This window comes from Psychrobacter sp. CX16 (assembly GCF_057396245.1).
On record NZ_JBXYJF010000004.1, the window covers coordinates 1 to 25,298 of the forward strand.

A 25,298-nucleotide genomic window follows, 5' to 3' on the forward strand; every position below is an offset into this window, starting at 1 on the left:
CTTTAGCTGAACGCGTTAATGGCATTTTAAAGGATGAGTTTTTAATTCATCAGTGTAATACGTTAGATGAGCTAAGAGTGCTCGTTGATGAGTCGGTTTATATTTATAATCATATGAGACCGCATTTGAGTTTGAATATGAGAACGCCTTTCGAGTTTCATCAAAGTTATGGTTGTTCTGCATAGAAAAAACCAGATACACGGGGTATCTGGCTTGTTTTAAATCATCAACCTATTTTAGGACGAGACATTATTCTACTGGCTGAATAGTTGTTAACTAACTTACCCTTATACCTTAAAATATTGCCTAAATTGCCTAAACTTCTTTTAGCCCTTTACTGCCAATGCTTTTAATAAGTAAAGGTGTTTGCCTATGACCTCCTAAATTGCCTATTCTGTTGCCTATTTAAGGCAGTTCTTAGGCGCTTTAGGCAATCGTAGGCAATGCTATTTACTAAAGAAAACCCCCATACCATAAGGCATAGGGGCTATTTAGGCAGTTTAGGCACATTTTCTAGGGGTATAAGTGAGGGTTGATATATATAACTTGCCTCTTGCCTTCCATTTCCTGCTTAATGTGTCCAGCGCTTTCTAAAATGTTAAGTTCATTCTTTAATAGCTTTGTATCTTTTCTCAATGGTACAGGGGCGCCATTAAAAACATAACTATAGTTAAGCTTGTGAGGTTGTTTGTCCTTGGCCTTACTTGCCAGCCAATCGCTTAACTTCTCGCTGTTATTCTGTTCACCTGTGGGGCTTGCATCAAGATAGCGTAAGCGTTCACTAGTAGAGTAATCAACTAACATAAATGCCCTGTTGATATTATCTACTGTGATGGTATAACGCCCCTCAAAGAAAGCCATTAATGAGGCTATACGGCTTGCATTTTCAGCCATACGGCTAGCATGGGCTTTTAGATATTCTAGGGCGTGTCCTTTCGCCTGTCGGTTCTCTATTGCCTGCATACCCTCATAAAAAGCTTGTTCTGCCTTGGCATCATGCCAGCTTATTTTTATACGCCCTTTAGTATTAATACTGGGGTCATTAATTGGAGCAGGGTCTAGCATGGTTCTACACTTTTGCCAGTATGCTATTAGGTCAACATCATCATAAGGGCTTTGTTGTCTGCGCTGTGGGTCATTCCATACCCTTTGACCTTGTAGACTATCAGGGCAAGCTATCATAGCCCTAGCTAAAAAGCCTTGACCGTTCATCATGGGGTCAGTTAAAGCATCTTCTAATACTACACGTTGCCCCATAAGTAACAATGTCATACGCACATCATAAGCCTGTGAGCGTGGGTTAGCATGTTGGCTCTTTTGTGACCTAAGGCGATTTACCATACCATCACTATATAAAGTGGTTAGGGCAGATAAGGCATTGCCAGCGGTGTCGCCTTTCATGGTGTGACCATTAAAGAATTGCCCTGCTTCATCTGTTGACCAGCTAGCGTTATCCATCTCACCGTTAATAAACTTATCAAGTATTGGCTCAATAGTTGCATCACCAAACATAGTTATAGGGTTGTAAGGTTTAGGCGTATTGGTTAAGAAGTCTTTTAATTCACTGCCCTTTAAGGTCGCTTTGTCGGCTTCCCATTCATCAAGCCTTTGCAAGTAAATTTCATATTGTTCACGCTCGTAGGCTTTTACCTCATAATGACTAAGCCCCATAGCGACACTTTTACCGCTACCACTTTCACCCTCTGTTATAAGGTATAGGCTTGCTGGCATGTGCTTATGACCCATAGGGGCATCAATATAACGCTGTCCTATATGAGCCAATGCGCCTAATACACATTGTCCAGCCATTGCATGGGGCACTTGAGCATAATATGCAATCTTGTTTACTACATTTTTAAGCAGTCCATACCATGCGTCAATTGGGTAAGGGGTAGGCTTACTGGGGTCGCTTGCTAGTGGTTCAGGTTTGCCCCATGCTTCATCTTGTAAGTCTACTATTGTGGCCGTTTCTATCACGCTATCATAAGTTGCATTGCCATAACTCATAATGTCATGCAGTGGTATAAGCTCGGTTATGACTGCCTTAACATTTGCCCCTATTAACGGCTTAATTAATTTCTCTTTGTTCTCTAGGGTAGTCGTAACTGTGATTGTCCTAGTTTCTGAGAAGTATTTAACCATGTTGTTAAAATGCCATGAATTGATGCTTACAATAACGGCAATATTTAAACCTTGAGTTAACACGATTTCTTTATATAAGCCTAAGCCCTCGTTTATATTGCTTACAGCGTATATTTCAATAGCGGTTAAGGGGTCGCCAATGACTAAAGCATAATATTGATTAGGCTCTGTTAGTTCAGGCGGTGTATTACTGTTTGGTGTAAAAATAGCTATGCTGGCAGGCTCAAAGTTATTATCTAGTAATGGGATAATAACTTTACCTTGAGTGACTATTATTTCTCCATCAATAGAGAACCCATCAGAATAATGAAGTAATTGGCTGCCTTGCCCGATTTGGGCTAAGGTGCTTAACAAGTCATCATTTGCTATAATGTCAGCTGTAGCCCGTTCTGTATTTCCTAGTATATCTAAAAGCCCCTTGTGGTCAGCTTGGGGCTTTGTTATTTCTGCATTACTCATTAAGTCCCCCTTTCTTATACCAACTCTTTTTAAACCTCTGTTTCTTTGATTTATCGGTTTTCCCATGCTTTGACTTTGCAAAGGCAAGCTGGGCATGAATAAAGGTTTTTGAGTCTTCTACCTTGTCACTCTCCAGCGTTTGTAGTGGTACTTCTTGATTAAGGTATTGTGCTAACTGCTCATTGGTAGGTAACTTATTATCTTGGCTCATAAGTACCCCCTAATAACTCATTAGATGCGTTATAAAGCGGTTTGCAGGCAGGCAGTAGTAATATCACCAGTAGAGTAATTGCGCTCGCTATAATGACGATACAGCGAGTTATTGAAGGCTTATTACTTCGCATGACTATACCTCCTCTTTATCATTTGAGGTAGGCTGTTGGCTCTCAAGCCATGCTAAAACATCAGAATTACGCCATGCCACCATAGTTGGTGATAGCTTAACGCTGGCAGGAAAACGGCCATCATTACTCCACTCATGTAGAGTTGTACGGCCAAAAGGTAGGAATGGCAGAATATCTTTAGCTCTACTCAACCCTTGAGGTGGCAGGTATTTTGAATACTGGCTTTGTGCTATTTGCTCAGTTTGATTTGATGCTTCTTTGCTAAAGTTGATTACTTTAGTATCGGTAGGATTGTTCATTATATCCACTCCATAACGGTTAATTTAAACCGTAACGGCTCTTAATTGAGTGTTACGGTTGCTATGGAATGGATAATAGTTTAAAGGAATATAGCTTAGTTCTAGTTAGGATTCGAATAATACTAGTTAGAATTAAATTGTATTTTTATGAGCTAATGTTAGCCAATTTGCAATTACATCTTTACTCATTGTATTTCCTTGAATTTCAATAGCTTTCTTAATGACACTATTACTACTCTCGGCATATGGTTGTGTTAAGTCCATATTTAATAACTCACTTGTTAACGCTCCAATTATTTTACTGGCGTTGTTTGCAGTTCTTGGATGTAGTGGCTTATCGTTTTCCGATATGGCTTTTTCTTTTAAAGTTTCTATCTTGGCTAATAAAGCTTTTATTTCTTTATCTTGATTCTTAATAGTTAAGCGAGCTTCAATCAATTCTTTTTTAAACTCACCAGCTTCTATACTTTCAAATAACTCTACTTGTTTAAGTAACTCATCATTCTTTTTTTATATTCCAACACTTTATTAGCATCAATGTGTAAAGCTTCTCGGCACTCATTAAAAGATTCTCTATTGAGATTAACTATTTTTAAACATTCAAGATTTATCAAATCTTCTACTTTCCAATATTTATCCTCGAAGTTTTCTTCAAGTAATTGTTCTTCCAGTATTTCTTCAAAAAATATTTCGGTTGGATATTCAATATCATCTTCATTACGAACCTCATCATATTTTTTCTTATGAAAAATATATTTTGAATATCTGTTAAGAATATCTGGTTTTTCATGTTCATCTGCAGATTTAAATTCATTCTTAAAATCTTCGTCGCCTTCCTGAAATGAAAAAGCCGGACCATAAAAAAAATAATCTAGCTTCAAAAATTCATCATGATTTATCAGATATTGAGCAATCATTTCAATGCTGTCATCAGCATGAAGTTCTAAAATAGCTATAAACTCTATGAATTGTACATACTCTAATTCTTCATCATCTAAATAAGGTTGGATGTCATCTTGCTTTAATTTCCGTATGGCTTCATAAATTCTGCCCATAATTCACCTTTAATACACCTTTAATAAAATAAGGTGCAAGGCGGTGACTGCCTAAAGGTGTAAATGGCAGTCGTTCGGGTAATTACTCCTAGCCTTGCAATTTGGTACGATGGGTTAAGCCATCATGTTTGGTTAAGTGGTTTCAGTTCTACGTTTTTCGGTTAGCTGTTGTCGTCTATCTTGCTTGATGAAAGACTCACTCCACCCACCTAGCTTAAGACTGACATTGTCATGCTCTTTAGATAGCTGTTCTACTTGATACAAGGCATATCCATACGGATAGGCTTTCATACTACTTAGTTTGCCATATTCATTAACATACTGTACAACCTTGCCATCTATTAGAACATCAAACATTGGGGCATGAAGGTACCCATTAAATAAAGCACCTTCAGGCGGTAAACTTTCCCAAAAGCTTCTATTATCTTTTTGCTCTCGTGTAGGTGTGAAATCAAATTCAATCATCTTATATTCTCCGTTGGTGGGGTTTCGTCAGTTTTGGCAGTGCCATAACTAACCGTTTTGGGTTTTTTGTGCTTTAGGCATAACAATCAAGTTATCAGTTTTACCGTTAAAAGCATCATTAACATAGTCAGCCCATTTATTCATCATCTTAGTACGATAGGGCAGGTGTTGAGCACCATTGTATGCCTTACTAATCTTGTTTTCTCTATCGTGTGCAAACTGTAACTCAATAGCCTCGTGCATAAAACCTTTCTCATGTAAGGTGGTACTGGCTAAACCTCTAAAGCCATGACCTGTCATTCTGCCCTTATAACCTAATCGCCATAGGGCAGTAATAAAGGCATTTTGGCTATATGGCTTGTGAGTTGAAGGATTAAAGAAAACATACTTATCAGAAAAGCCCAGCGCTTTGATTTTATGGAGTAGCTCAATAACTTGAGGCGCAAGCGGTACTAAATGCAAGCGTCTAGCTTTCATCTTATCGGCTGGTATGGTGATTAACTTGCGATTAAAGTCGATATCTTGCCACTCAAGATATCTAACCTCATTTGTTCTAAGGAATGTATAGCACATAAACCATAAGCCATACTTAACCAATACATCACCATCATAGGCATCTATATCTTGTAGTAACTTGGGGAGTTGTTGAGCTGATATCCTGCTGTGGTGTACTGTGCGATGTGGCTTGATAGCCTCTGTTAGGTCTGTGGCCGGATTACTTACGGCTAAGCCAGTACGTATGGCGTGTTTAAATATTTGGCCTACCTCTCTAATGGTACGCCTTGCCATCTCGTTAGCACCTCGAGCCTCTACCGCCTTACCAATAGCTAAGATATCAGGTGGTGTTATCTCATCAATCAGTTTATTACCTATAGCAGGCTTAACATCACGCTCATAAGCTGAATAGTTACGGCTGAATGTACTAGGTGCTAAGTAGGTTTTACGCTCTGCATACCAATCTTGAGCAATGGTATCAAATAGCCTTGAGCCATCTTGGCTGGCTTGCTGTTCTATCTTATGCTCTTTTGGATTGATACCATCAGCAATAAGTTTTTTTATTTCAAGGTTATTTTGTCTAGCAGCTTGTAAGGATAGGGCAGGGTATTTGCCTAATGTCATGCTTTGTTGCTTGCCTTGCCATCTATAAGCACTTACCCAAACTTTATTACCTGTATGTCTTACCCATAGTTGAAGCCCATCGCCATCACTGTGTTTATCAGGTCGGCTAGGTGTGCATTTTTCGCTTGGTGTGAGTTTGTTGATAAAGGTATGAGTTAAAGCCATTGTTGGTATATTCCTATGTTGTAACTATCTATACCAACAAATATACCAACATTCTATACTGTTCACCATACCCCTATATATTCGTTAATACCATGAAACACCCATTAAAAAAGGCCTACCGAATGTTACGGTAAGCCTTGATTAAGAAATTGGTGGAGATGGCGGGAGTTGAACCCGCGTCCGCCAGCACTACGCTCATGAATCTACATGTTTAGGGTCTGTCTTTGGTTTTAACCCGCACCGAACCGACAGTCAGGTTGGATAGGGCGATCCTTTAAGTTTGAACCTAAGTGACTAAGGCAGCCACTTAAGCGAACCCATATGCGTGCGCTTCAACTCGTCTAACCCACTATGGGTAAAGGGCAGAGGAGTAAGCAGGGGTTTAAGCTGCTAGAGCGTAAGTTTCGTCGTTTGCGACTATAACAATATATGTTTGATTAACGAGAGGACATATACTCTCGACATGCATCATTGAGTTTCATCACCAGCGTCGAAGCCAGAACATCCCCAATTGAACGAGATATTATATAGATAAGAATGGGTTAGTACAAGCTGTACTAGGTAGGCCTTACATTAAGTAACATAATAAGATACTAAATTAATCTAATACAAGTCTTATTGGTTATTATAAATGTTAGAAATACAAAAAGTCAGCCGAAGCTGACTTTTAGGTTGATTGACTAAATATCAAGGTATCTGTCAATCCAAGCTAAATATTAGTTAGATGAGTAAGGTAAATACTCAGCTAAAATTATTCTTCTTCAGCTTGTTCTTCTTGTTGCTGCTGTGCTTGCGCTGCTTCTACGTCGCCATCTTCAGAAAGAATGGTTACTAGAATGTTAGCAAACACGTCATGGTGCAACTGGATATCAACGCTATATTCACCGATATTGCGTAGCGTACCTTCAGGTAGCTTCACTTCAGAACGGTCAACTTCAAGGCCAGATTTGGTTAAAGCATCAGCGATATCGCGAGTACCGATAGAACCGAATAATTTACCATCTTCACCAGATTTAGCACGCATGATAACGTTAACGTCAGTCAATGCTTCAGCACGTTTGTTAGCAGCTGCTAACTCTTCGGCTTCAATTGCTTCAAGTTCAGCACGACGTGCTTCAAACTTTTCAACGTTAGCTGGTGTAGCTGGTAAAGCTTTACCTTGTGGGATAAGGTAGTTACGACCGTATCCAGATTTTACATCCACAGTTTCGCCAAGTTTACCAAGGTTGACGATACGCTGTAATAAAATAACTTGCATGAGTCACTCCTGAGTTGGCTTACTTATGGTTATCAGTATATGGTAGCAATGCCAAGTAGCGAGCTTGCTTGATAGCAGTTGCTAATTGACGCTGATATTTGTTAGACGTACCAGTGATACGGCTAGGAACAATCTTGCCATTGTCACTAATGTACTGTTTTAATAATTCTACATCTTTATAATCGATGTGAGTAATACCTTCAGCGGTAAAACGGCAAAATTTGCGACGGCGATAAAAACGTGCCATGGGTGTTCTCCTTAATTGAGCTTAAATTAGTCGTCAGAATCGTCGTTAGACTCATTATCCTGATCGTTGTCAGCGTTTTCGCTACGTGGCGCTTTACGAGCACGCTTCTCATCAGCACTTTTCGCTAATTGTGAAGGCTCAGTGATAGCGTCGTCACGACGAACAACTAGACTACGGATAATTGCGTCGTTATAACGGAATAGTTCTTCAAGCTCTTCTAGAGTTTCACCATCACACTCGATGTTGAATAACACATAGTGTGCTTTATGGATTTTGTTAATTGGGTAAGCCAACTGACGACGGCCCCAATCTTCAAGACGATGAACCATACCATTGTTGTCTTGAACTAATTTGATATATCGCTCTACCATTCCGACTACTTGGTCGCTTTGGTCAGGGTGTACGATAAGCACCACTTCGTAATGTCGCATTTAAGACTCCTTACGGATTAATAGCCATTGACCCCATGTCAACAGCAAGGAGATTTATAGCAGATACAGATATTCTTAAAAAATAGGATTAAGCTATCTACAATGAAGATAAATCGGGGTTATACTTTTAAGGTTAAAAGAATAACAAAATAATTTACTTATTGCTATAAAGCGGCGGATTATACCAGTTGCACGTGATTTTAACAAGTTTTGTATGAAAAGATTTCAAAATACAATAAGCAATTGAGCATAGCCCAAAAAATGTTTAGAGTAACCGGTAGCCATATCCCCAGATTTGCCAAAATAGGCGATAAAAGAGTCGAGATTGACTGTTATGTTGGGGATATTATGCTGAGCATAAACGGATATAAGCCATAACTATAATATAAAGGCTTGTTTGCTATTGCTATCAGCTTTTGAGAAACGCGTTAGCACAAGCGTTATAAAATAGGTACACAGAGTTATGAAACGTAAAGCCATTATTATAGGCGCAACGGGGTTGGTCGGGAAGCACTTGGTCAATCAGCTAAATTTGTTATACGACAGCTTAATTATTGTCGCAAGGAAACCGCCTAAGCATATCTCCGCGGAGATGCAGTTCTATCAGTTGGGTGATTTTACGAGCTTAGATGAGATTGTAAATAGCATTACCCTTGATGCGCATACTGATGCCTTTACTTGCTTGGGGACGACTATGAAGCAAGCAGGTAGTGAAGAGGCATTTCGACGTGTGGATTACGATTACAATTTAAGCTTTGCCAAGATATGCCGCCATAAAGGAGTGGAACGTTTCTTTTTATTATCGGCGCTAGGTGCTGACCGTGATAGCCGTTTCTTTTATAACCAAGTTAAAGCGGAGCTAGAAGCCGCGGTACGCGAGCTTAAATTTCCAGAGCTTGTGATATTTCGCCCCTCGTTATTAATAGGCAAGCACAAAGGGCGTATCTTAGAAAATGCAGCACAAAAGGTATATAAGGTTCTCTCACCTTTAGTGCCCAAATCAGTTGGCTCACGTCCTATTGCCGCTGAACGTGTTGCTGCTGCGATGGCACTGAGCGCACAAGAGATTCATGAGCGGTATAAATACGTCGATAAAAGTACCAAGCATGACACGGCGAATGTCACGATTATCGAGAACAAACAATTGCTTGCGATGACTCGGCTAAAGTCTTAAGCTAATTGAGGTTCTGCTAAGCCGATGAGTATAAATTTAGCAGTAAAAATAACAGCTATTTCAAAAATACTAATAAGGATATAACTATGACTGAGATGACCAAAACCACGTTTGTGACCTGTGATTTATTAGATGCCAATCCAGAGAGTCAGGTATGTTTGCCAAATATTGAAGGCAAATCATTTTATAGCTTTGGTGGAAAAGACAGATTTTGCGGTGAAGTTGTTACTGTCAAATGCTTTGAGGACAATAGCCGAGTCAAAGAGCTGTTAAACAGTGATGGCCGTGATGCCAATGGTGAGGGCAAAGTCTTGGTCGTTGATGGCGGCGGATCTATGCGCTGTGCATTATTGGGCGATATGATTGCTCAATCAGCGATTGATAACAGCTGGGCAGGGGTCATCGTCTATGGCTGCGTCCGTGATGTCGATGATATGGCACAAATGGACATTGGCGTAATGGCAATCGGCTGCATTCCTCGCAAATCAACCCGCCGCGGTGAAGGCCAAACCGATATTGAAATCAGTTTTGGTGATTTAACCCTAAACTCAGGGATGTATGTATATGCCGATAATAACGGCATCATTGCTAGCGATAAAGCTTTAATCTAGTTTAAGTGACTTAAGCCCTATAGCGATATTAAGGTTCCAAATATTCGCTAACCTTTATTAGCCAACTGAGCGCAGATGCTGCTTTGTTGGCTTTTTTAGCTAGATGTCTGATTGTTTATAACGTCTTAACGATAACAAGCATTTTAACGATAACAAGCATTAACGGATATCAGCTTTTATTATTCGTATAATAACCGTCTTCAAATCACATATAACCTGCTGCAGCTTGTGGCAGAAATTTGGTCATTAATAAGGATAACACCCACACCATTATGCCTAAATCACCTAAGCATCCGCTAACCACGCTGTTTACCGCAACCAATGAAGCCTTATTTCCAATTACTAAGACACAAAGGCGCTGGCTGTATCCTGCGCATGGTGCTGCAGGCAGTCTATGGTTGGCAAGCTTAACGGATTGTCCGGTTGCCAATGTGGAAAATCGGCTCAAAGTGGTGGTTACCAAAGACCAAAATCAGCTCAATCAAATTGAGACGGAATTGGCGTTTTGCGGTGTGGATGCCTATGTGTTCCCAGATTGGGAGACACTCACTTATGATGAATTATCTCCGCATCAGGATATTGTCAGTGAGCGTATTAACCTTCTGACTGAAATGCCAAAAAGTGGCATTTTACTGATTAGTATTCAAACCTTAATGCAGCGCGTGGCACCGCCAAGTTGGCTGATTGGACAGCATTTTGATTTAAGTGTTGGTGATATCTTTGATATCGAAGCACAGCGTGAGATGTTGGCGGCAGCCGGTTATCGTACCGTTGATAATGTGTTCGAGCCTGGCGAGTTTGCGGTCCGTGGCAGTGTGATTGATATCTTTGCAATGGGTCAGCCGTTTCCACTACGTCTGGATTTATTTGATAATGAAATTGAAACCATCCGTTTCTTTAATCCACAAACTCAGCGCACCTTATCACCTCAGACTTTGCAAGAGCTTGTCTCAGGAAAACCCAATGCAGACAGCGCTAATAAAAATGAGCTCTCTATTGAGTCATTGTCGTTACTTCATAAATTGCCTGATGTGTCCAAACCGATTACCCAGTTTCAAATCTTGCCGGCCAAAGAGTTCCCGTTAGATGAGGGTAAAGAGACCTTCCGTACTAACTTTGCAGCAATGTTCCCTAACGCCAGTAGCCGCAAGTTTGAGCTACACAAAGATGTGATGGCAGGAATTGCCAGTAGTGGCCTTGAATATTATCAGCCGCTGTTTTTTGAATTAGATGATTGGCGTCAGACGGGTCATCTCTTCTCTTATTTCCCCAAAGACGCGTTGTTTATCGTTGATGAAAATATCACCGAATCACAGGGCGATTATTGGTCACAGATTCAGCGCCGCTATGAAGAGCGTCGTCATGATATCGATAAGCCCATTATTGAGCCTTCTTTATTATATTTACTGAGCAATGAGCTTAATGAAAAGCTAAATGACTATTCGCGTATTATCCTCAGTCAAAACGACTTAGATACAGTCGATAGCAGTCTAAGAGGTAAGGTGAGATTGCCAGCGGTTAAGCCGCCCGAGCTGCCTGTTAGTCATCAAAAAGCAGAACCTCTACTAGAGCTGCTTAATTATGCCAGCGGTCACTGGGGCGATAATGAAACCGAACAACAGCTATCACAGTCATTAGCCGCAGATGGTTCGCAGCGTCGCGCTATTTTGATTGTTGCAGAAACAGCCGGTCGTCGTGAGATTCTACTAGAGCTGTTCCGCAGTAAACTGAATGTTCAAACAGTAGATAGCTTGCAGCAGTTTTTAAGCAGCGAGCTGTATCAAACCAGTGCGGCATTAGATAAAAAGTCGAGCAGTAGCACCAAACCAACCATTGGCCTGACTATTGCACCTATTGAGCGTGGAGCAGTTATCCATCAGCAGCTGTCTATTATTAGTGAGACGCAGTTGTTTGGCCGACAAGTGCTGCAAACCCGCCGCCGTCGTCAAAGCGATGTGTCCGAAGAGTTCTTGGTTAAAAGTGTTACCGAGCTGACCGAAGGTAGCCCTGTAGTACACATCGATCAAGGGATCGGTCGCTATCACGGTCTCATTACCCTAGATATTGGTGAAGGTGAGCAAGAGTTTATTCACCTAAAATATGCCGACGACGCCAGCATTTATGTGCCTGTTGCTAATCTACAGCTGATTAGCCGTTATAGTGGCGGTGATCCTGCGTTAGCACCTCTACATAAGATTGGTAGTGGTAAGTGGGATAAAGCTAAGCAAAAAGCTTTAGAGCAAATTCATGATGTGGCGGCAGAGCTGCTAAATATGCAGGCACGTCGTCAAGCCAAAGAGGGTATTCACTTTAAAGTAGAGACGGCTCAGTATGAGCTGTTTGCCAGTCAGTTTGCCTTTGAAGAAACGCCAGACCAAGCCAATGCTATTGATGCAGTGATGCATGATATGAAGCAAAATAAGCCAATGGATCGTCTGATTTGTGGCGATGTGGGCTTTGGCAAGACAGAGGTTGCGATGCGAGCGGCCTTTATTGCGGTTAATAGTGGCTATCAAGTGGCGGTACTTGTGCCAACAACTTTGCTGGCAGGTCAGCATGAAGATAACTTTAAAGACCGCTTTGCCGATTGGCCGATTCGTGTGGAAACCTTATCACGCTTTGGGGGTAAAAAGTATCAGGACAAAGTGCTAGAAGAGTTGGCCGATGGTAAAGTGGATATTGTTATTGGTACTCATAAGATTCTGCAAAAAGATGTCAAATTTGCCAACTTGGGTTTAATGATTGTCGATGAAGAACACCGCTTTGGGGTGCGTCATAAAGAGCGTATTAAAGCGATTCAAAGTGATGTCGATAGCCTATCAATGACGGCAACGCCAATTCCACGTACGCTTAATATGGCGTTAACAGGTATGCGTGATATGTCTATTATTGCCACGCCGCCGGCGCGCCGACTTGCAATTAAGACCTTTGTAATGCAAAAGTCTGACCAGTTAATGAAAGAGGCCATCTTGCGTGAGCTGTTACGTGGGGGTCAGGTATATCTACTGCATAACGATGTTGCCAGTATCGAGCGTATGGCAGAGAATATCCGTGAGCTGGTGCCAGAGGCTCGTGTTGGCGTTGCTCATGGTCAGATGAATGAACGTGGCCTTGAGCAAGTCATGCAGCAGTTTTATCACAAAAATTTCAATGTATTGGTCTGTACCACCATTATTGAAACCGGTATCGATGTACCTAATGCCAATACCATTATCATTGAGCGTGCCGATAAGTTTGGTCTAGCACAGCTGCACCAGTTGCGCGGGCGAGTGGGGCGCAGTCATCATCAAGCCTACTGTTATTTATTAGTACCGTCTGTTAAAGGGCTAAAAGGCGATGCCAAAAAACGTCTAACAGCGATTGAGCGTGCCAATACCTTGGGCGCAGGATTTATGCTCGCAAGCGAGGATTTAGAAATTCGCGGCGCCGGTGAGATACTCGGTAAACAGCAAAGCGGTAACATGCAGGCGATTGGGTTCAGTCTTTATATGGACATGCTAGAGCGTGCGACCAAGGCGATTAAGGCGGGCAAGGAGCCCGATTTAAATACGCCATTATCACTAACCAGTGAGATTAATCTACATTGTTCAGCACTGATACCGGAAGACTATGTCAATGATGTGCCGCAGCGTTTGTTGTTCTACAAGCGTATCAGTAATGCTGAAGATAAAGATGCGTTGACTGATATTCGTACTGAGATGATTGACCGTTTTGGTGCATTGCCTGATCAGACCAAGCAGCTATTTGCTATTCATCAATTGCGTATTCAGGCTGAGCCATTGGCCATTCATAAAATCGATGCGACCAGCAACAGTGTCACTCTCGAGTTTGCTCCCGATACACCCGTTGAAGCCCTAGCAATTATTCAACTGATTCAATCTGATGGCAATCGCTATCGTATGAATGGCGCATCAGGTATTCGTTACACTAACCCTGACAAGCTCGAGACACCGGCTCAGCGAGTAGAGGTGGTACGTGAGCTGCTGAACCATTTTGCTAAGCACGTGGCGAAGCCTGAAAATATGGAAGGTTAACTTTCATTCAATGAGCTCAATTTGGGATCATTAAACGGAGGTCATCAAATCGTCATCTGTCGTTAATCTGACTGTCATTTATTATCAGTATCTTATAGTCATTCAAAACACAACGAGGAGGAGGATAATGACAGGTTCGAGATTTGAAAATACTCATTTTGCGGTAGATTTAGAAGAGCTACAAGTACCTGATTGGTTCGATGATGATGTAGAAGATGCGGTTGAAATGTAATTTGAAACTCGTATGACTCTAAATTTGCTGTTACGGTACAAAACCAATAATAATAAATCTAAAATAATAAAATCAGAATAATAAGCTATAGGGATAATTAGTAAAACAACAGGATGGCATAATAAGAATAATTGAAATAGGTAGTGCTTGGTAACTCGCTATGAACATCCCAGCTGATACGGTTAGTGCCTCTCAATCAGTGCAGATTTAATAGCAAAACAGTCTTGAGCTTTCAAGGCTGTTTTTTTATGGGTGATAGGATTATCCTTTATTTTAAGTCCCTTATATTTGAAGATGTTGAGATTTCTCAGATGTTTGGGTCGATATCAAAGCGCTGTGAATAGGCTGAAGTAGGCGACTCAAATATTAAACCTTTTAGCATCTATAATATCGAGCCAATACCTGATAAAATATCAGTTTGCTGAATTATTAAAATAAATAAGAGAACCGATATGTTTCAACTTCATCCAACACTTGCTAAAGATTCTTTTTTAGTTGGAGATTTTCCTTTATCAACGTGTCGTCTAATTAATGACTGCCAATTTCCTTGGCTGATATTGGTACCCAGAGTGGCGGGCGTACAAGAGATTTATGAGCTGTCAGCTGCGGATCAAGCCCAGTTTTTACGTGAGTCTAGCTGGTTATCTAGCCAAATGGCGAAAACCTTTAATGCAGACAAAATGAACGTTGCAGCATTGGGCAACCAAGTACCTCAATTACACTTCCACCATATCGTTCGTTATCAAAACGATCTTGCATGGCCAAATCCAGTTTGGGGTACGCCAGCAGTACCTTATACCCAAGACGTTTATTTAGCGATGCAGCAGACTCTAATGATGGCACTACGCGGTCATAACCAAATGCCATTTGATTGGCAAATGCAGTAATTGATTCAAATCAATTACTGGCTGAAATAAAGAAAGCCACTCATTTTGAACTAAACCCCATAAGTTGGATCCAACTTATGGGGTTTAATTTATTTACAGCTTTTTTATTTAACCCGTGCCAGATTAATGATTTTCTTTGGCATGGTTTAATGTGTACTTAGGAATCTCAACCACTAAGTCTGTGTCTTCAATCTCAACTTGGCAAGACAGACGCGAATCCGGCTCTAAGCCCCAAGCTCTGTCTAATAAGTCTGCTTCCACATCATCCATTTCTTCTAAGCTATCAAAGCCTTTACGGATAATAACGTGGCAGGTAGTGCAGGCTTTAGACATCTCGCAAGCATGCTCAATCTTAACGCCTTTTTCTAATAAGCCTTTACATAAGTTATCGCCACTTTCTAATTCAACTTCTGTGCCTTCTGGGCATATTTCAAAATGAGGTAGTATCGTAATTTTAGGCATAAAGGTTTCCAATATTTAATTTTAAAAGTTGGTTATAATCGGTTAATTCAGTATTCAATCAAGCAAGGTATCTGGTTATTCTGACCAATCTTCGGTGCTAGTACCTGCAAGTGACTGTTTAACGCTTTGATCCATAATCAGGGCAGCAAATCTGTCGCTAAGTGGCTTTAATTGTGCCTGCTTCGCTTCAACTTCTGCTTTAATTGCCTGTAAATCGCTGTCATCCTCTGAAGAAGAAACGGTATTTAATACAGCGCTTAGATTCTTCATCGCGTGTTGTAGAGACTCTGTTTCACTCTCTGAGAGTAAGTCACCGAAATCTTGTAGCGCAGATTGGAGGGCTAATATTTCACGCTCTGCTTCTACTTTTGCTTCAATTAAGCTGCGCGATATCTTGTCATGTTCTGCATTTTCAAATCCAGCACTTAACAGCTGTTCTTGCTGCTCATCACTTAAGCCGTAAGAGGGGGTAATTTTAATATCACTTTGCACGCCTGACGTGGCTTCTAATGCGCTAACAGATAATTGACCATTGGCATCGATATCAAAGGTTACTTCTATACGTGCTAACCCCGCTTTCATTGGCGGGATGCCATATAGCTCAAAGCGGCCTAATGAGCGATTGTGCTCAACCGTATCACGCTCACCTTGTACCACGTGGATGACCATACCGGTTTGACCGTCTTGATAAGTGGTAAAGGTCTGCTTTTTGGCCACAGGAATTGGCGTATTACGTGGGATGACCACTTCTACTAAGCCGCCCATAGTTTCTAAACCCAAGGATAGAGGGGTAACATCAAGCAGTAGCATATTATTTGATTTATCATCTTTAATCAGCTGATCGGCTACTTGGGCCGCGCCTAAAGCGACGACTTCATCTGGATTTAGATGCGCAAGTGGCTGCTTATTGAAGAATTGCTGCACCGCTTTTTGAATAACTGGCATACGGGTTGAACCACCCACCATAATAATCTCATCTAGCTGCTCAGGTTCGATATTGGCATCGCGCATCACTTGTTCACACGTCGAGATAGTGCGGCGAGTAATCGGCTCAACTATTTGCATTAAATCAGCAGAGGTTAATTGACCTTGCCACTGATGACCAGCCACATCGATAGCCACATCTACAGAATCACTATGCGTAAGCGCTTGTTTAAAGCTTTCGGCTTGACGTGCTACGTGTGTGCGCTGCTGAGCAGTTAAATCAGTAGGTTTAAGGGTCGCTTGCTTGAGTAACCAGCCCATAATCAAGCGGTCCATATCATCACCACCTAATGCACTGTTACCGCCTGTCGCCAGTACTTCGAACACACCTTCATTCATTTTCAGTAATGAGACATCGAATGTACCACCACCCAAATCATAAATCAGATAAATCTTCTCATCTGAATCATTTGCATTACGGTCCAAACCATAAGCAACTGCCGCGGCTGTCGGCTCGTTAAGCAGTCTTAAAACGTTCAAACCGGCTAATTTTGCCGCATCTTTAGTCGCTTGACGCTGTGCTTCATCGAAGTATGCTGGAACGGTAATGACCGCACCTTGGATGCTGTCCTCAGGCAACGCTTTTTGTGCACGCTGTTGTAGAGTACGTAAGATATCTGCAGACACTTCAACGGGAGATATATCACCTTGAGCAGTCACAAACGATGGCATTGCATCGGTCGTGGTTTCACTAGATTTTAGCTGATAAGGATGTGAGAACTTTATGTCTTTAACACTGCGGCCCATAAAGCGCTTGGCCGAAATAATAGTATTGGCAGGGTCAGTCTCAAAATAGGCTAGGGCAGGACTACCCACGATTGGAGTATTGATATCATCTTGATTGCCATAATAGACAATCGATGGCAATAACATGTCTGTGTCGTCAGCTTGGTCATTTTCGTCCAAGGTCTTTAATAATATCGCCTTTCCTGAGCGAACAACCGCTACCATGGAGCGTGTCGTGCCTAAGTCGATACCTAGAGCATATTTATGTTCATGCGGCTTTGCACTTTGGTTGGGTTCGGCAATTTGTAATAGGGACATAACACACTCAATTTATGGCTAATAATAAAAATGAAAGTAAAACAACAATATAGATAGCAAAACAGCGGATTATCTGCTTAATATTTTAACAGCCGACTATCTTTTACGGATAAATTATAGATATAGGTCGTCAACATCGTCGTCAGCTTGCTGGCTGTTATCAATGGCGGTATCCATATCTTTTTTGAGCTTCACTAAGAACTTAAGCTTCTGGGTCGCATCCATTGCCGTAGGCCAATCTTGCTGATTATAAGCCGTTTCAAAGCGATCAGAATGAGTTTTAATACGTGACTCTGCTTTGGTTTTAAGCGATTTAATAGTCGTTAAATCAGCAGCCGATTCAGCATCATCTAGATCCATACGCATATCCATGGCATCATCTAGGAAGTCTAAATCTGCAATCGAATGATCAGTATTAAGCTCTTGCCCAGATAATTCTAATAGGTAGTTTGCACGGCTATCTGGATGCAACAAAATAGCGTAGGCATGATTGATAACCGCCGAGTTCTGCTTCGAAGCCGCCGTTTCATCGCTACTTAAATTATCAGGGTGGAACTGCTTTTGAAGCACTCGTAATCGATGACTCAATTGAGTGGTATCGATATTAAAGGCAACTGGCTGCTCAAATAGAGCAAAGAAATTAGCAAAAGTAGGCGCGTTATCAGACATAGGCTTTGGGTGCTATTTGTTGATAGTAGGGATGAGGGTTTGCGTTATTATAATATATAGTTAATCCACTATTATACAGCTAAGCGGACTGACTTTGTGCTAAGCGTAAAGACAAAACTGACGAACAAAGTCGTCAGCAGCTTATATTGTCACTTAATACGGTTTACTAGTATGTTAAAGACATACAGAAAAATGGACACCATAATTTCAAATTAACTATTAAACCTAAGTTTAATGAGTCAGTTTGAGAATTGGTATTACCGGTTAAACAGTGAAAGACTCACCGCAACCACATTCCCCTTTTTGATTAGGGTTAGTGAATTTAAAACCTTCATTCAATCCTTCACTCACATAGTCCATATGTAAACCGTCTAAGTAAACTTTGCTTTTCGGATCAACAAAGATGTTTACACCGTGGCTGTGATATTTAACATCCACATCGTTTGGCTCATCTACAAACTCTAACACATAGGCCAGTCCTGAGCATCCAGAGGTACGGATACCCACACGAATGCCTTCACCATGACCACGGTTTTCTAAATAGTCTAATACGTGTTTTGCGGCACGCTCGGTCAATTCAATCATTAAGACTTTCCCATCGTTAAAAATTTAAAGACTCATCATTTATATATTGGCAGATGATTGGCCTATTAGACTCTACCACTAAGCATAAAAGTGAATTATATTTAGCGGTAGAGCCACTTACTGTTTACAATTAAGCGTCAGTTTTGCTGCCACTTTTAGTACGGTAATCATTGATTGCCGCTTTAATCGCATCTTCAGCAAGTACAGAGCAATGCACTTTTACTGGTGGTAAAGCCAACTCTTCAGCGATGTGTGTGTTTTTAATCTCTGACGCTTGGTCAAGCGTTTTGCCTTTAAGCCATTCAGTAACTAATGAGCTTGAAGCAATAGCTGAACCACAGCCATAAGTTTTAAAACGGGCGTCCTCGATAATACCGTCATCGCCAACTTGGATTTGCAAACGCATTACGTCGCCACAAGCAGGTGCGCCGACCATACCAGTACCAACGTTAGTCGCATCTTTGTCTAAATTACCAACGTTACGTGGATTTTCATAATGGTCAATTACTTGATTACTATAAGCCATGGTGTTTCTCCTGGGGTTTAACCTAGATATTTAAAATAATAAGGTTTGTCGAAATAAGGTTTCGACATGAATTTTTTACTGAGATAAAGCGTCTAACATTATAATTGTTAAAAATATAATGAGTAATTAGACACCTTATCTGTATTTATAACGGTTAACTGTATTTGTCCGTAACGATAAGGGTGGCTTAGTGCTCGGCCCATTCTACAGCGTTTAGATCGACACCATCTTTATACATATCCCAAAGTGGTGATAGGTCTCTTAACTTATCAACCGCTTCATGAATTTGAGCTAAGATAATATCGATATCTTCTTCAGTAGTGTAGCGGCCAAAGCTAAAACGAATCGAGCTATGAGCCAATTCATCTGGGCGACCAATTGCACGTAATACATAAGATGGCTCAAGCGTTGCTGAGGTACATGCAGAACCTGAAGATACGGCCATGTCTTTAAGCGACATCATTAACGATTCGCCCTCAACAAAGTTAAAGCTGATGTTTATAATATTTGGTACGCTGTTCTCTGAGTCACCATTTAGGTAAATCTCTTCGATATCTTGTACGCCTGCCCAAAGCTTGTCACGCATTTTTTGAGCATGCGCATGGTCTTCTTCAAGACGCTCAGCAGCGATAGCAAAGGCTTCACCCATACCAACAATCTGGTGCGTCGCTAGAGTACCTGAACGCATACCACGCTCATGACCACCGCCATGCTGTTCAGCACGGATACGAATACGCGGCTTACGGCGAACGAATAGGGCGCCAATACCTTTAGGACCATAAATCTTATGACCTGAGAAGCTCATTAGGTCGATTTTTAAATCTTGTAAATCGATAGCAACTTTACCAGCAGCTTGAGCAGCATCTACGTGGAAGATAATACCGGCTTCACGAGTAATTTCACCGATAGCTTTCACATCGGTCAAAGTACCAAGCTCGTTATTTACCATCATTAAAGAAACAAGGATAGTATCTTCACGGATAGCGTCTTTAACTTGCTCAGGTAAAATCAAACCAGTACTTGGCTGTGGCTCGATATAAGTAATCTCAAAGCCTTCTTGCTCTAATTGACGGCACGTATCTAATACTGCTTTGTGCTCAATTTTGCTAGTGATAATGTGTTTACCACGGCTTTGATAGAAATGAGCTGCACCTTTAATAGCAAGGTTATCTGACTCTGTTGCACCTGAGGTAAACACAATCTCACGTGGGTCTGCATTTACCAAATCAGCGATTTGCTGACGGGCATTTTCAACAGCTTCTTCTGCTTGCCAGCCGTAACCGTGAGAGCGTGACGCAGGGTTACCAAACATGCCATCATAGGTCATGTAGTCAGTCATCTTTTTAGCGACTTGTGGATCAACGGGAGTCGTTGCGGCATAATCAAGATATATCGGGCGGTTTAAGTTACTCATGCTGGATTAACCTCACTGGCAGAGAAAATAATGTTTGGATTAGATTGATTGTTTGAGGTATCAGTCGCCGCATCAGAAATTAATTGTTGGCGATGCGAAACGTCTTTAACATTCTCCATTTTCAATAACTGATCGAGAGAAATATTTTTTAAATATTGTTCAATGTGCTTAGATAAGGCGCACCATAAATCATGGGTTAAGCACATAGCGCCGCCCTGACAGTTACCTTGACCTTCACACTGCATAGCATTCACCGACTCATCAACTGCTGTGATAATAGCCATCACATCAATCTCTGATAACGGTTTAGCCAAATGATAACCACCAGATGCGCCGCGCGTACTGGTGACCAATCCTGCTTTTCTTAGCTTAGAAAATAATTGCTCTAAATAAGAAATAGAAATAGATTGGCGTTTAGCAATGTCAGATAGGGAGACAGCGCTTGATGAATCACCGTCTTGAATGGCTAAATCAAGTAACGCGGTAACCGCGTATCTTCCTCGGGTAGTTAAGCGCATTAATTGCCTCCACAATGTGCTAATAAGTGATTATGTTGGCTATTATAGTTAATCCCGAGTAATTTAGTCAAGATTAATCGGTAATCATTTTGTAAGAATAGATTTGGCATTCAATTCAGTAGCTTAACTTAGCTTTAATGGGGGTTGTGCCGGTAATATCAAGCGGTGAGGTCAGAAAATGATTGGCTTTAGGTAAGGTAAATTATATCTTAAGTTTTCTAATCGATAAGTAATCGATAAGGCAAAGAGACAATAAAACTAGCAAATTTTTCTATAAGCAATTTAAATACTACAGGCAATAAAAAAGCTTAAATGAGAGCCAACCATAAAGTTGGATTATTTAAGCTTTTTTCTATCTCTCGTTTTTATATCGCGATGAGTATGTCAAAACGATTGCTTTAGGTTAAGCAATTTAAATGGTGCAGTAAATTAGCTAACCCATCCAATCACTGATATAACAGCAATTAGTACCGCTACCACAAGAGCAATCAGGGTTACTTTCTGTTTACTCTGCGCTTCTTTTAAGCTAATTTCTAACTCACGGTTACGCTTGCTAAGCACATTGAGCTGTTGTTGCTGTTCTTCAATACGTGCCTTGTAGTCAGGTCTAGCATCACTACCGCTAGCGTCATCTGAACCTTTGTTTTTATCTTTACCCTTAATCGTTTTGATAATACCTTGGAATAAGCTAGCGAGTCCCAGCTGAATAATGAAAGCACGTATTTCAGTGACCGTTTCAGTGGAACCGCGCATGGTCAGTTTATTAACCTGAGTGGGGTCGTTACTCACAAAAGCATTGATCAGCTGATGGCTATAGGCGTTAATCACTACATCTACTTCTTTGATGTTAGCCGGCATTCTGCTATCTAGTAGCACGCCTTTATGGGTAAAAGTGGCATAAACCTCAGTGTGTGGCAAGTAGCTACGAACACAGACCACGGTGTTCTTTTTTACAAGGGGATAAACAGCTTTGCGCAGGTTTGGGTCGAATCTTAACACTAACGTAATTGCAGATTCTGCAAGAACGAGCACGACATTAAGTAAAGAATTAGATATCGGATTTTGACTCATGCTAAACCTATTTAAATGAAATGTTTAAGCGGTCATTATCTATCGCAATTTAACGAATAATGATTGCAATAAATACGTCGCTAATAGCGGTAACCTTATGCCACAGGATTAAATACCACAAAAGTAAATAATAAGATAAGGTCAAATGCCATAAATAATAGCATAATGCGTGGCCTGCGCCATAGTGGTTACAGTATTTTTACAGCCTAACTGCCGAATGTCTATATTTATTTACAAAGCTATCTACCAAAGCTGTATTAATCACAACCAATTAGCCTCCAATGTAAGGCTAAAAATGCTATGCTAGTTTTTAATCTATGTCGTTTTTGTAATTTTTATAACAAATTGCGATATAAATGCAGGTCAGGACTTGAAACAAGAAGCGTTTGGGGGTATAAAATGCTCTTAAACAAGGTCACAAGGGATGTTAGGTGTATTATTCATCAATAATATGTAAATTTACTTGCACATTTTTGACCCCCTTGTTATAACTGCAATTACGAGTTGTCCTATTTAAGACCATACTAAAAATTAAATGTGCTTTTTTTTGCACTATTGTGTTGTCTTTAGGGACTTAGTTATTGCTTAATTGGTTTTTAAGCGATAGAATTTATCCCGAATTAAACCCATTTTAAAGGAATTCTTTATGAACAAATCAGAATTAGTTGATAGCATCGCTGAGAAAAGTGGTCTTAACAAAACTCAAGCAGCTGATGCTTTAAATGCTATGATGGAAAGTGTTGGTGAAGCATTAGAAAACAATGACACTATCTCATTAGTTGGTTTTGGTACATTCAGTGTTAAAGACCGTAAAGCGCGTACTGGTCGTAACCCTAAGACTGGTGCTGCTCTAGATATTCCAGCAAGCCGTGTACCACATTTCAAAGCAGGTAAAGGTCTTAAAGATCGCTTAAACGACGCATAATTTTGTAACGTTAACCTGTTCTATACGTCTAAAAGTAGACAATAACGCACCTTAGGGTGCGTTTTTTTTGTGTCAAACTGCATTTTAACGTATGATACTACGTTATCCTTTTATTAACCTATGACTGATATGTACTATGGAATCGATACGTAATTTTCTCAAAAGTTGGCCTGGAAGAATCTTTTTAATGCTTTGTCTGTCACCGTTGGTGATCCTAGGGCTTGAGAGTTATTTTAGTGGTTCGGCAAGTGTGAATGAGGTCGCTAAAGTCGGTGATCAATCTATTAGCCGTATGGAATACCAAGATGGTATCAATGGGCGTAGAAATGAGCTGATGCAAAGTGGCATCGAAAGCAGTGCCATTAACAATATTGTGCTAAACCGTGAAGTGCTAGATGGTCTAATCAACCGTGCCTTGCTCAAAAATCAAAGTGAGCAGTTAGGGATGTACGTATCTGATGCGGTCATAAACAATATGCTGTTAAAAGATCCTCAGTTTTTGGATGAAAATGGTCAGTTCTCTAATGATCGTTTTGCTTTTGCTTTAAAACAGCAAGGCATCACCAAAGATCAGTTGTTTGATCAGTATCGTCAGCAACTTAACGTGATTCAGCTGTATAACAGTATCGCGCAAACGGCGCTGTATCCAGGTGCAGATATCGACAGACTGGTTATTTTGCAAAAAGAGACACGCGATGTGTGGCTACACCGTTTGCCTTGGCAGGATTATCAAAATCAGGTCAAAGTCTCTAACAAAGAGATTGAAGATTACTATAACGAGCACAAAAATGAGCTACAGAGTCTAGCGACTGTTGATCTTTCTTATATTCTACTAGACCCAACCAAAGTGTCTATAGAGCCTGTGACAGAGGAGGAGATACAAGCGCAGTATGATGACTTTAAAGTGAATTATTCGGGCAACTATACTCAAAGAATCAGCCAAATTTTATTAACAGGTGATGACGCCAGAAGCCGTATCAAAGCGGTCGAAAACCGTTTAGAAGAAGGTGAGAGTTTTGAGGCACTGGCCAAAGAAGTATCAGAAGATCCAATCAGCCGTGATAAAGGCGGTGATATCGGTACCTTCAACCCAGATGCCTTTGGTGAAGACGGTACAAAAGTCGCCAAAGCTATTCAAGGTCTAAAAAAAGGCGAAGTATCAAGCGCGGTTAAAACGGGCTTTGGTTATCAATTATTTAAAGTGACCAAAGTATCGGGTGATTCTATACCGTCGCTTGCAGATATGCGTGATGAACTAGTAGCCCAAGTGCAGCGTCAAAAACGTGAGCAACTGATTGCTGATAAGATTACGCGTATTAATGATATGGCAACCGATGGTGTTGGTATCCAAGATATCGCACAGCAAGAAGCGCTAACGCTGCGTCAAATTAAGGACTACACCAAGGTTAATAATAATACCGTGCTAAATCAGCCTGCGGTTATTGAAGCGGCTTTTGATGATTTTACTATTCAAGATGAGTCAGTTAGCCCAAGTATTAAAGTCAATAAAGGAACCTTATGGGTTCAGCCGGCTAATTATCGTCCTGTTGCGCCGTTGAGCTTACAAGAAGCGACGGCACAGATTAAGCAGGTACTGGTTAAAGAGAAGGCGACTCAAAAGGCGCTAGAAGCAGCTACCGCGATTGCTAAGACAGTGAATCAAAAAGGTATGAGTGCAGCCAATGTATCGTTTCAGTCTTTAGGGACTATCAACCGTCAAAATCCACAGTTGCCAGCTGCTGAAAAAGCGATTGTGTTTAGTAAAGACACGCCAAAAGGTAAGCTGCTAGCCATTCCAGAAGCGACCAATGCCGGTGCTACGGTTGTGGTGATGGATGCTTTAAATAAAGCGTTACCAGAAGATGTATTAGAAGCTGAAAGAGCCCAGACAGCTGCTATTGTACGCCAAAGCCGTGGTCTAGAGATGTTTACAGATTACCTTGAATATCTAAAGATATCGACTGAGATTAATAAGAATGAAGCAATAATTAACGATATCGCTGGCCTATAGTTATAGATAGCGAACGGCTAAATGGTTACGGCGTTACCCTCGCTAAACCTGCTTTATAAGGCTTGCATCGGTTGCCTCGTAACTCTCTCAAAGCTCTTAAACTATATAGATAAACGTTACTAATTCACCAGTAATTTTGGTCAATAACTTAAAATAAAACTACTAAA

Annotated in this window: 25 protein-coding genes and 1 other RNA gene; 7 read left to right on the forward strand and 19 right to left on the reverse strand. The window is 40.8% G+C overall.

All coding sequences use genetic code 11. The annotated features are described in order from the left end of the window. Positions 1-185: integrase core domain-containing protein (locus AC2SLM_RS02255; protein ID WP_486551736.1), on the forward strand; the 185-nt coding region annotated here is incomplete at its 5' end. Positions 186-513: 328 nt separating this feature from the next. Here the strand turns inward: AC2SLM_RS02255 and AC2SLM_RS02260 are convergent. The 11 genes from AC2SLM_RS02260 to rpsF form a co-directional block, all read right to left on the reverse strand. Next, the gene (locus AC2SLM_RS02260; RefSeq protein ID WP_486551738.1) at positions 514-2,601 is read right to left on the reverse strand and encodes a DUF3987 domain-containing protein; all 2,088 of its coding nucleotides are present in this window, start codon (positions 2,599-2,601) and stop codon (positions 514-516) included. Beyond that, positions 2,594-2,812: a hypothetical protein gene (locus AC2SLM_RS02265; RefSeq protein WP_486551740.1), complete on the reverse strand. Its 219-nt coding sequence runs from the start codon at positions 2,810-2,812 to the stop codon at positions 2,594-2,596. The genes AC2SLM_RS02260 and AC2SLM_RS02265 overlap by 8 nt, the downstream gene beginning before the upstream one ends. Positions 2,813-2,947: 135 nt before the next feature. Further along, complete coding sequence (locus AC2SLM_RS02270) at positions 2,948-3,244, reverse strand: helix-turn-helix transcriptional regulator (RefSeq protein ID WP_486551741.1); 297 nt, start codon at positions 3,242-3,244, stop codon at positions 2,948-2,950. Positions 3,245-3,376: 132 nt separating this feature from the next. Further along, positions 3,377-3,682, reverse strand: a complete 306-nt coding sequence (locus AC2SLM_RS02275) for a hypothetical protein (protein ID WP_486551743.1) — start codon at positions 3,680-3,682, stop codon at positions 3,377-3,379. Between the two features lie 41 nt (positions 3,683-3,723). Then, positions 3,724-4,299 (reverse strand): hypothetical protein, encoded by a 576-nt coding sequence (locus tag AC2SLM_RS02280; protein WP_486551745.1) that lies wholly within the window; start codon positions 4,297-4,299, stop codon positions 3,724-3,726. A gap of 132 nt (positions 4,300-4,431) precedes the next feature. After that, positions 4,432-4,764 (reverse strand): hypothetical protein, encoded by a 333-nt coding sequence (locus AC2SLM_RS02285; RefSeq protein ID WP_486551747.1) that lies wholly within the window; start codon positions 4,762-4,764, stop codon positions 4,432-4,434. A 48-nt stretch (positions 4,765-4,812) separates the two neighbouring features. Further along, entirely contained in the window at positions 4,813-6,048 is a 1,236-nt protein-coding gene (locus AC2SLM_RS02290) for a tyrosine-type recombinase/integrase (protein WP_486551749.1), read from the reverse strand. A gap of 150 nt (positions 6,049-6,198) precedes the next feature. Next, positions 6,199-6,557: a transfer-messenger RNA gene (ssrA, locus tag AC2SLM_RS02295) on the reverse strand. A gap of 242 nt (positions 6,558-6,799) precedes the next feature. Further along, complete coding sequence (gene rplI / locus AC2SLM_RS02300; protein WP_486540435.1) at positions 6,800-7,306, reverse strand: 50S ribosomal protein L9; 507 nt, start codon at positions 7,304-7,306, stop codon at positions 6,800-6,802. A gap of 19 nt (positions 7,307-7,325) precedes the next feature. Then, positions 7,326-7,553 (reverse strand): 30S ribosomal protein S18, encoded by a 228-nt coding sequence (rpsR, locus tag AC2SLM_RS02305; protein ID WP_019672669.1) that lies wholly within the window; start codon positions 7,551-7,553, stop codon positions 7,326-7,328. Between the two features lie 26 nt (positions 7,554-7,579). Beyond that, positions 7,580-7,984 carry a 30S ribosomal protein S6 gene (gene rpsF / locus AC2SLM_RS02310; RefSeq protein WP_486540433.1) on the reverse strand — a complete coding sequence of 135 codons (405 nt, stop codon included), beginning with the start codon at positions 7,982-7,984 and terminating at the stop codon, positions 7,580-7,582. Positions 7,985-8,447: 463 nt separating this feature from the next. On the opposite strand from rpsF, the gene AC2SLM_RS02315 reads away from it, so the two are divergent. The 4 genes from AC2SLM_RS02315 to AC2SLM_RS02330 all read left to right on the forward strand — a co-directional run bounded on the left by AC2SLM_RS02315 (position 8,448) and on the right by AC2SLM_RS02330 (position 14,922). Further along, positions 8,448-9,158, forward strand: coding sequence for an NAD-dependent epimerase/dehydratase family protein (locus AC2SLM_RS02315; RefSeq protein WP_486551751.1), 711 nt, complete (start codon positions 8,448-8,450; stop codon positions 9,156-9,158). A 95-nt stretch (positions 9,159-9,253) separates the two neighbouring features. Continuing rightward, a complete protein-coding gene (rraA, locus tag AC2SLM_RS02320) occupies positions 9,254-9,769 on the forward strand; it encodes a ribonuclease E activity regulator RraA (RefSeq protein ID WP_486551869.1) in 516 nt (171 codons plus the stop codon). 272 nt (positions 9,770-10,041) lie between these two features. Next, a complete protein-coding gene (mfd, locus tag AC2SLM_RS02325; RefSeq protein WP_486551753.1) occupies positions 10,042-13,803 on the forward strand; it encodes a transcription-repair coupling factor in 3,762 nt (1,253 codons plus the stop codon). Between the two features lie 684 nt (positions 13,804-14,487). Next, entirely contained in the window at positions 14,488-14,922 is a 435-nt protein-coding gene (locus AC2SLM_RS02330; protein ID WP_486540427.1) for an HIT domain-containing protein, read from the forward strand. A 123-nt stretch (positions 14,923-15,045) separates the two neighbouring features. Here the strand turns inward: AC2SLM_RS02330 and fdx are convergent, their stop codons facing one another. From fdx to AC2SLM_RS02370, 8 genes are all read right to left on the reverse strand, one after another. Next, positions 15,046-15,384, reverse strand: a complete 339-nt coding sequence (gene fdx, locus AC2SLM_RS02335; protein WP_486540425.1) for an ISC system 2Fe-2S type ferredoxin — start codon at positions 15,382-15,384, stop codon at positions 15,046-15,048. 75 nt (positions 15,385-15,459) lie between these two features. After that, on the reverse strand, positions 15,460-17,412 hold the full coding sequence (gene hscA / locus AC2SLM_RS02340) for a Fe-S protein assembly chaperone HscA (protein WP_486551755.1): 1,953 nt from the start codon (positions 17,410-17,412) through the stop codon (positions 15,460-15,462). A gap of 114 nt (positions 17,413-17,526) precedes the next feature. Next, positions 17,527-18,081, reverse strand: a complete 555-nt coding sequence (gene hscB / locus AC2SLM_RS02345; protein ID WP_486551757.1) for a Fe-S protein assembly co-chaperone HscB — start codon at positions 18,079-18,081, stop codon at positions 17,527-17,529. Between the two features lie 264 nt (positions 18,082-18,345). Further along, a complete protein-coding gene (gene iscA, locus AC2SLM_RS02350; RefSeq protein ID WP_486540419.1) occupies positions 18,346-18,666 on the reverse strand; it encodes an iron-sulfur cluster assembly protein IscA in 321 nt (106 codons plus the stop codon). Between the two features lie 130 nt (positions 18,667-18,796). Further along, a complete protein-coding gene (gene iscU, locus AC2SLM_RS02355) occupies positions 18,797-19,192 on the reverse strand; it encodes a Fe-S cluster assembly scaffold IscU (RefSeq protein ID WP_486551759.1) in 396 nt (131 codons plus the stop codon). A 187-nt stretch (positions 19,193-19,379) separates the two neighbouring features. After that, the gene (locus AC2SLM_RS02360; RefSeq protein ID WP_486540415.1) at positions 19,380-20,606 is read right to left on the reverse strand and encodes an IscS subfamily cysteine desulfurase; all 1,227 of its coding nucleotides are present in this window, start codon (positions 20,604-20,606) and stop codon (positions 19,380-19,382) included. Beyond that, positions 20,603-21,124 (reverse strand): Rrf2 family transcriptional regulator, encoded by a 522-nt coding sequence (locus AC2SLM_RS02365; RefSeq protein WP_486540413.1) that lies wholly within the window; start codon positions 21,122-21,124, stop codon positions 20,603-20,605. Before AC2SLM_RS02365 ends, AC2SLM_RS02360 begins: the two co-directional genes overlap by 4 nt. Positions 21,125-21,553: 429 nt before the next feature. Continuing rightward, positions 21,554-22,195 carry a hypothetical protein gene (locus AC2SLM_RS02370; RefSeq protein WP_486540411.1) on the reverse strand — a complete coding sequence of 214 codons (642 nt, stop codon included), beginning with the start codon at positions 22,193-22,195 and terminating at the stop codon, positions 21,554-21,556. A gap of 646 nt (positions 22,196-22,841) precedes the next feature. Here AC2SLM_RS02370 and AC2SLM_RS02375 point away from each other — a divergent pair. After that, the gene (locus tag AC2SLM_RS02375) at positions 22,842-23,120 is read left to right on the forward strand and encodes an HU family DNA-binding protein (RefSeq protein ID WP_486540409.1); all 279 of its coding nucleotides are present in this window, start codon (positions 22,842-22,844) and stop codon (positions 23,118-23,120) included. A gap of 136 nt (positions 23,121-23,256) precedes the next feature. Further along, positions 23,257-25,131 carry a SurA N-terminal domain-containing protein gene (locus AC2SLM_RS02380; RefSeq protein WP_486551760.1) on the forward strand — a complete coding sequence of 625 codons (1,875 nt, stop codon included), beginning with the start codon at positions 23,257-23,259 and terminating at the stop codon, positions 25,129-25,131. Positions 25,132-25,298 lie beyond the last annotated feature (167 nt).

What these genes read in the sequence shown, in the direction of transcription:
- AC2SLM_RS02260 (WP_486551738.1), bottom strand. Translation starts at nt 2,601, where the DNA reads ATGAGTAATGCAGAAATAACAAAGCCCCAAGCTGACCACAAGGGGCTT.
- AC2SLM_RS02265 (WP_486551740.1), bottom strand. Translation starts at nt 2,812, where the DNA reads ATGAGCCAAGATAATAAGTTACCTACCAATGAGCAGTTAGCACAATAC.
- AC2SLM_RS02270 (WP_486551741.1), bottom strand. Translation starts at nt 3,244, where the DNA reads ATGAACAATCCTACCGATACTAAAGTAATCAACTTTAGCAAAGAAGCA.
- AC2SLM_RS02280 (WP_486551745.1), bottom strand. Translation starts at nt 4,299, where the DNA reads ATGGGCAGAATTTATGAAGCCATACGGAAATTAAAGCAAGATGACATC.
- AC2SLM_RS02285 (WP_486551747.1), bottom strand. Translation starts at nt 4,764, where the DNA reads ATGATTGAATTTGATTTCACACCTACACGAGAGCAAAAAGATAATAGA.
- AC2SLM_RS02290 (WP_486551749.1), bottom strand. Translation starts at nt 6,048, where the DNA reads ATGGCTTTAACTCATACCTTTATCAACAAACTCACACCAAGCGAAAAA.
- rplI (WP_486540435.1), bottom strand. Translation starts at nt 7,306, where the DNA reads ATGCAAGTTATTTTATTACAGCGTATCGTCAACCTTGGTAAACTTGGC.
- rpsR (WP_019672669.1), bottom strand. Translation starts at nt 7,553, where the DNA reads ATGGCACGTTTTTATCGCCGTCGCAAATTTTGCCGTTTTACCGCTGAA.
- rpsF (WP_486540433.1), bottom strand. Translation starts at nt 7,984, where the DNA reads ATGCGACATTACGAAGTGGTGCTTATCGTACACCCTGACCAAAGCGAC.
- AC2SLM_RS02315 (WP_486551751.1), top strand. Translation starts at nt 8,448, where the DNA reads ATGAAACGTAAAGCCATTATTATAGGCGCAACGGGGTTGGTCGGGAAG.
- rraA (WP_486551869.1), top strand. Translation starts at nt 9,254, where the DNA reads ATGACCAAAACCACGTTTGTGACCTGTGATTTATTAGATGCCAATCCA.
- mfd (WP_486551753.1), top strand. Translation starts at nt 10,042, where the DNA reads ATGCCTAAATCACCTAAGCATCCGCTAACCACGCTGTTTACCGCAACC.
- AC2SLM_RS02330 (WP_486540427.1), top strand. Translation starts at nt 14,488, where the DNA reads ATGTTTCAACTTCATCCAACACTTGCTAAAGATTCTTTTTTAGTTGGA.
- fdx (WP_486540425.1), bottom strand. Translation starts at nt 15,384, where the DNA reads ATGCCTAAAATTACGATACTACCTCATTTTGAAATATGCCCAGAAGGC.
- hscA (WP_486551755.1), bottom strand. Translation starts at nt 17,412, where the DNA reads ATGTCCCTATTACAAATTGCCGAACCCAACCAAAGTGCAAAGCCGCAT.
- hscB (WP_486551757.1), bottom strand. Translation starts at nt 18,081, where the DNA reads ATGTCTGATAACGCGCCTACTTTTGCTAATTTCTTTGCTCTATTTGAG.
- iscA (WP_486540419.1), bottom strand. Translation starts at nt 18,666, where the DNA reads ATGATTGAATTGACCGAGCGTGCCGCAAAACACGTATTAGACTATTTA.
- iscU (WP_486551759.1), bottom strand. Translation starts at nt 19,192, where the DNA reads ATGGCTTATAGTAATCAAGTAATTGACCATTATGAAAATCCACGTAAC.
- AC2SLM_RS02360 (WP_486540415.1), bottom strand. Translation starts at nt 20,606, where the DNA reads ATGAGTAACTTAAACCGCCCGATATATCTTGATTATGCCGCAACGACT.
- AC2SLM_RS02365 (WP_486540413.1), bottom strand. Translation starts at nt 21,124, where the DNA reads ATGCGCTTAACTACCCGAGGAAGATACGCGGTTACCGCGTTACTTGAT.
- AC2SLM_RS02370 (WP_486540411.1), bottom strand. Translation starts at nt 22,195, where the DNA reads ATGAGTCAAAATCCGATATCTAATTCTTTACTTAATGTCGTGCTCGTT.
- AC2SLM_RS02375 (WP_486540409.1), top strand. Translation starts at nt 22,842, where the DNA reads ATGAACAAATCAGAATTAGTTGATAGCATCGCTGAGAAAAGTGGTCTT.
- AC2SLM_RS02380 (WP_486551760.1), top strand. Translation starts at nt 23,257, where the DNA reads ATGGAATCGATACGTAATTTTCTCAAAAGTTGGCCTGGAAGAATCTTT.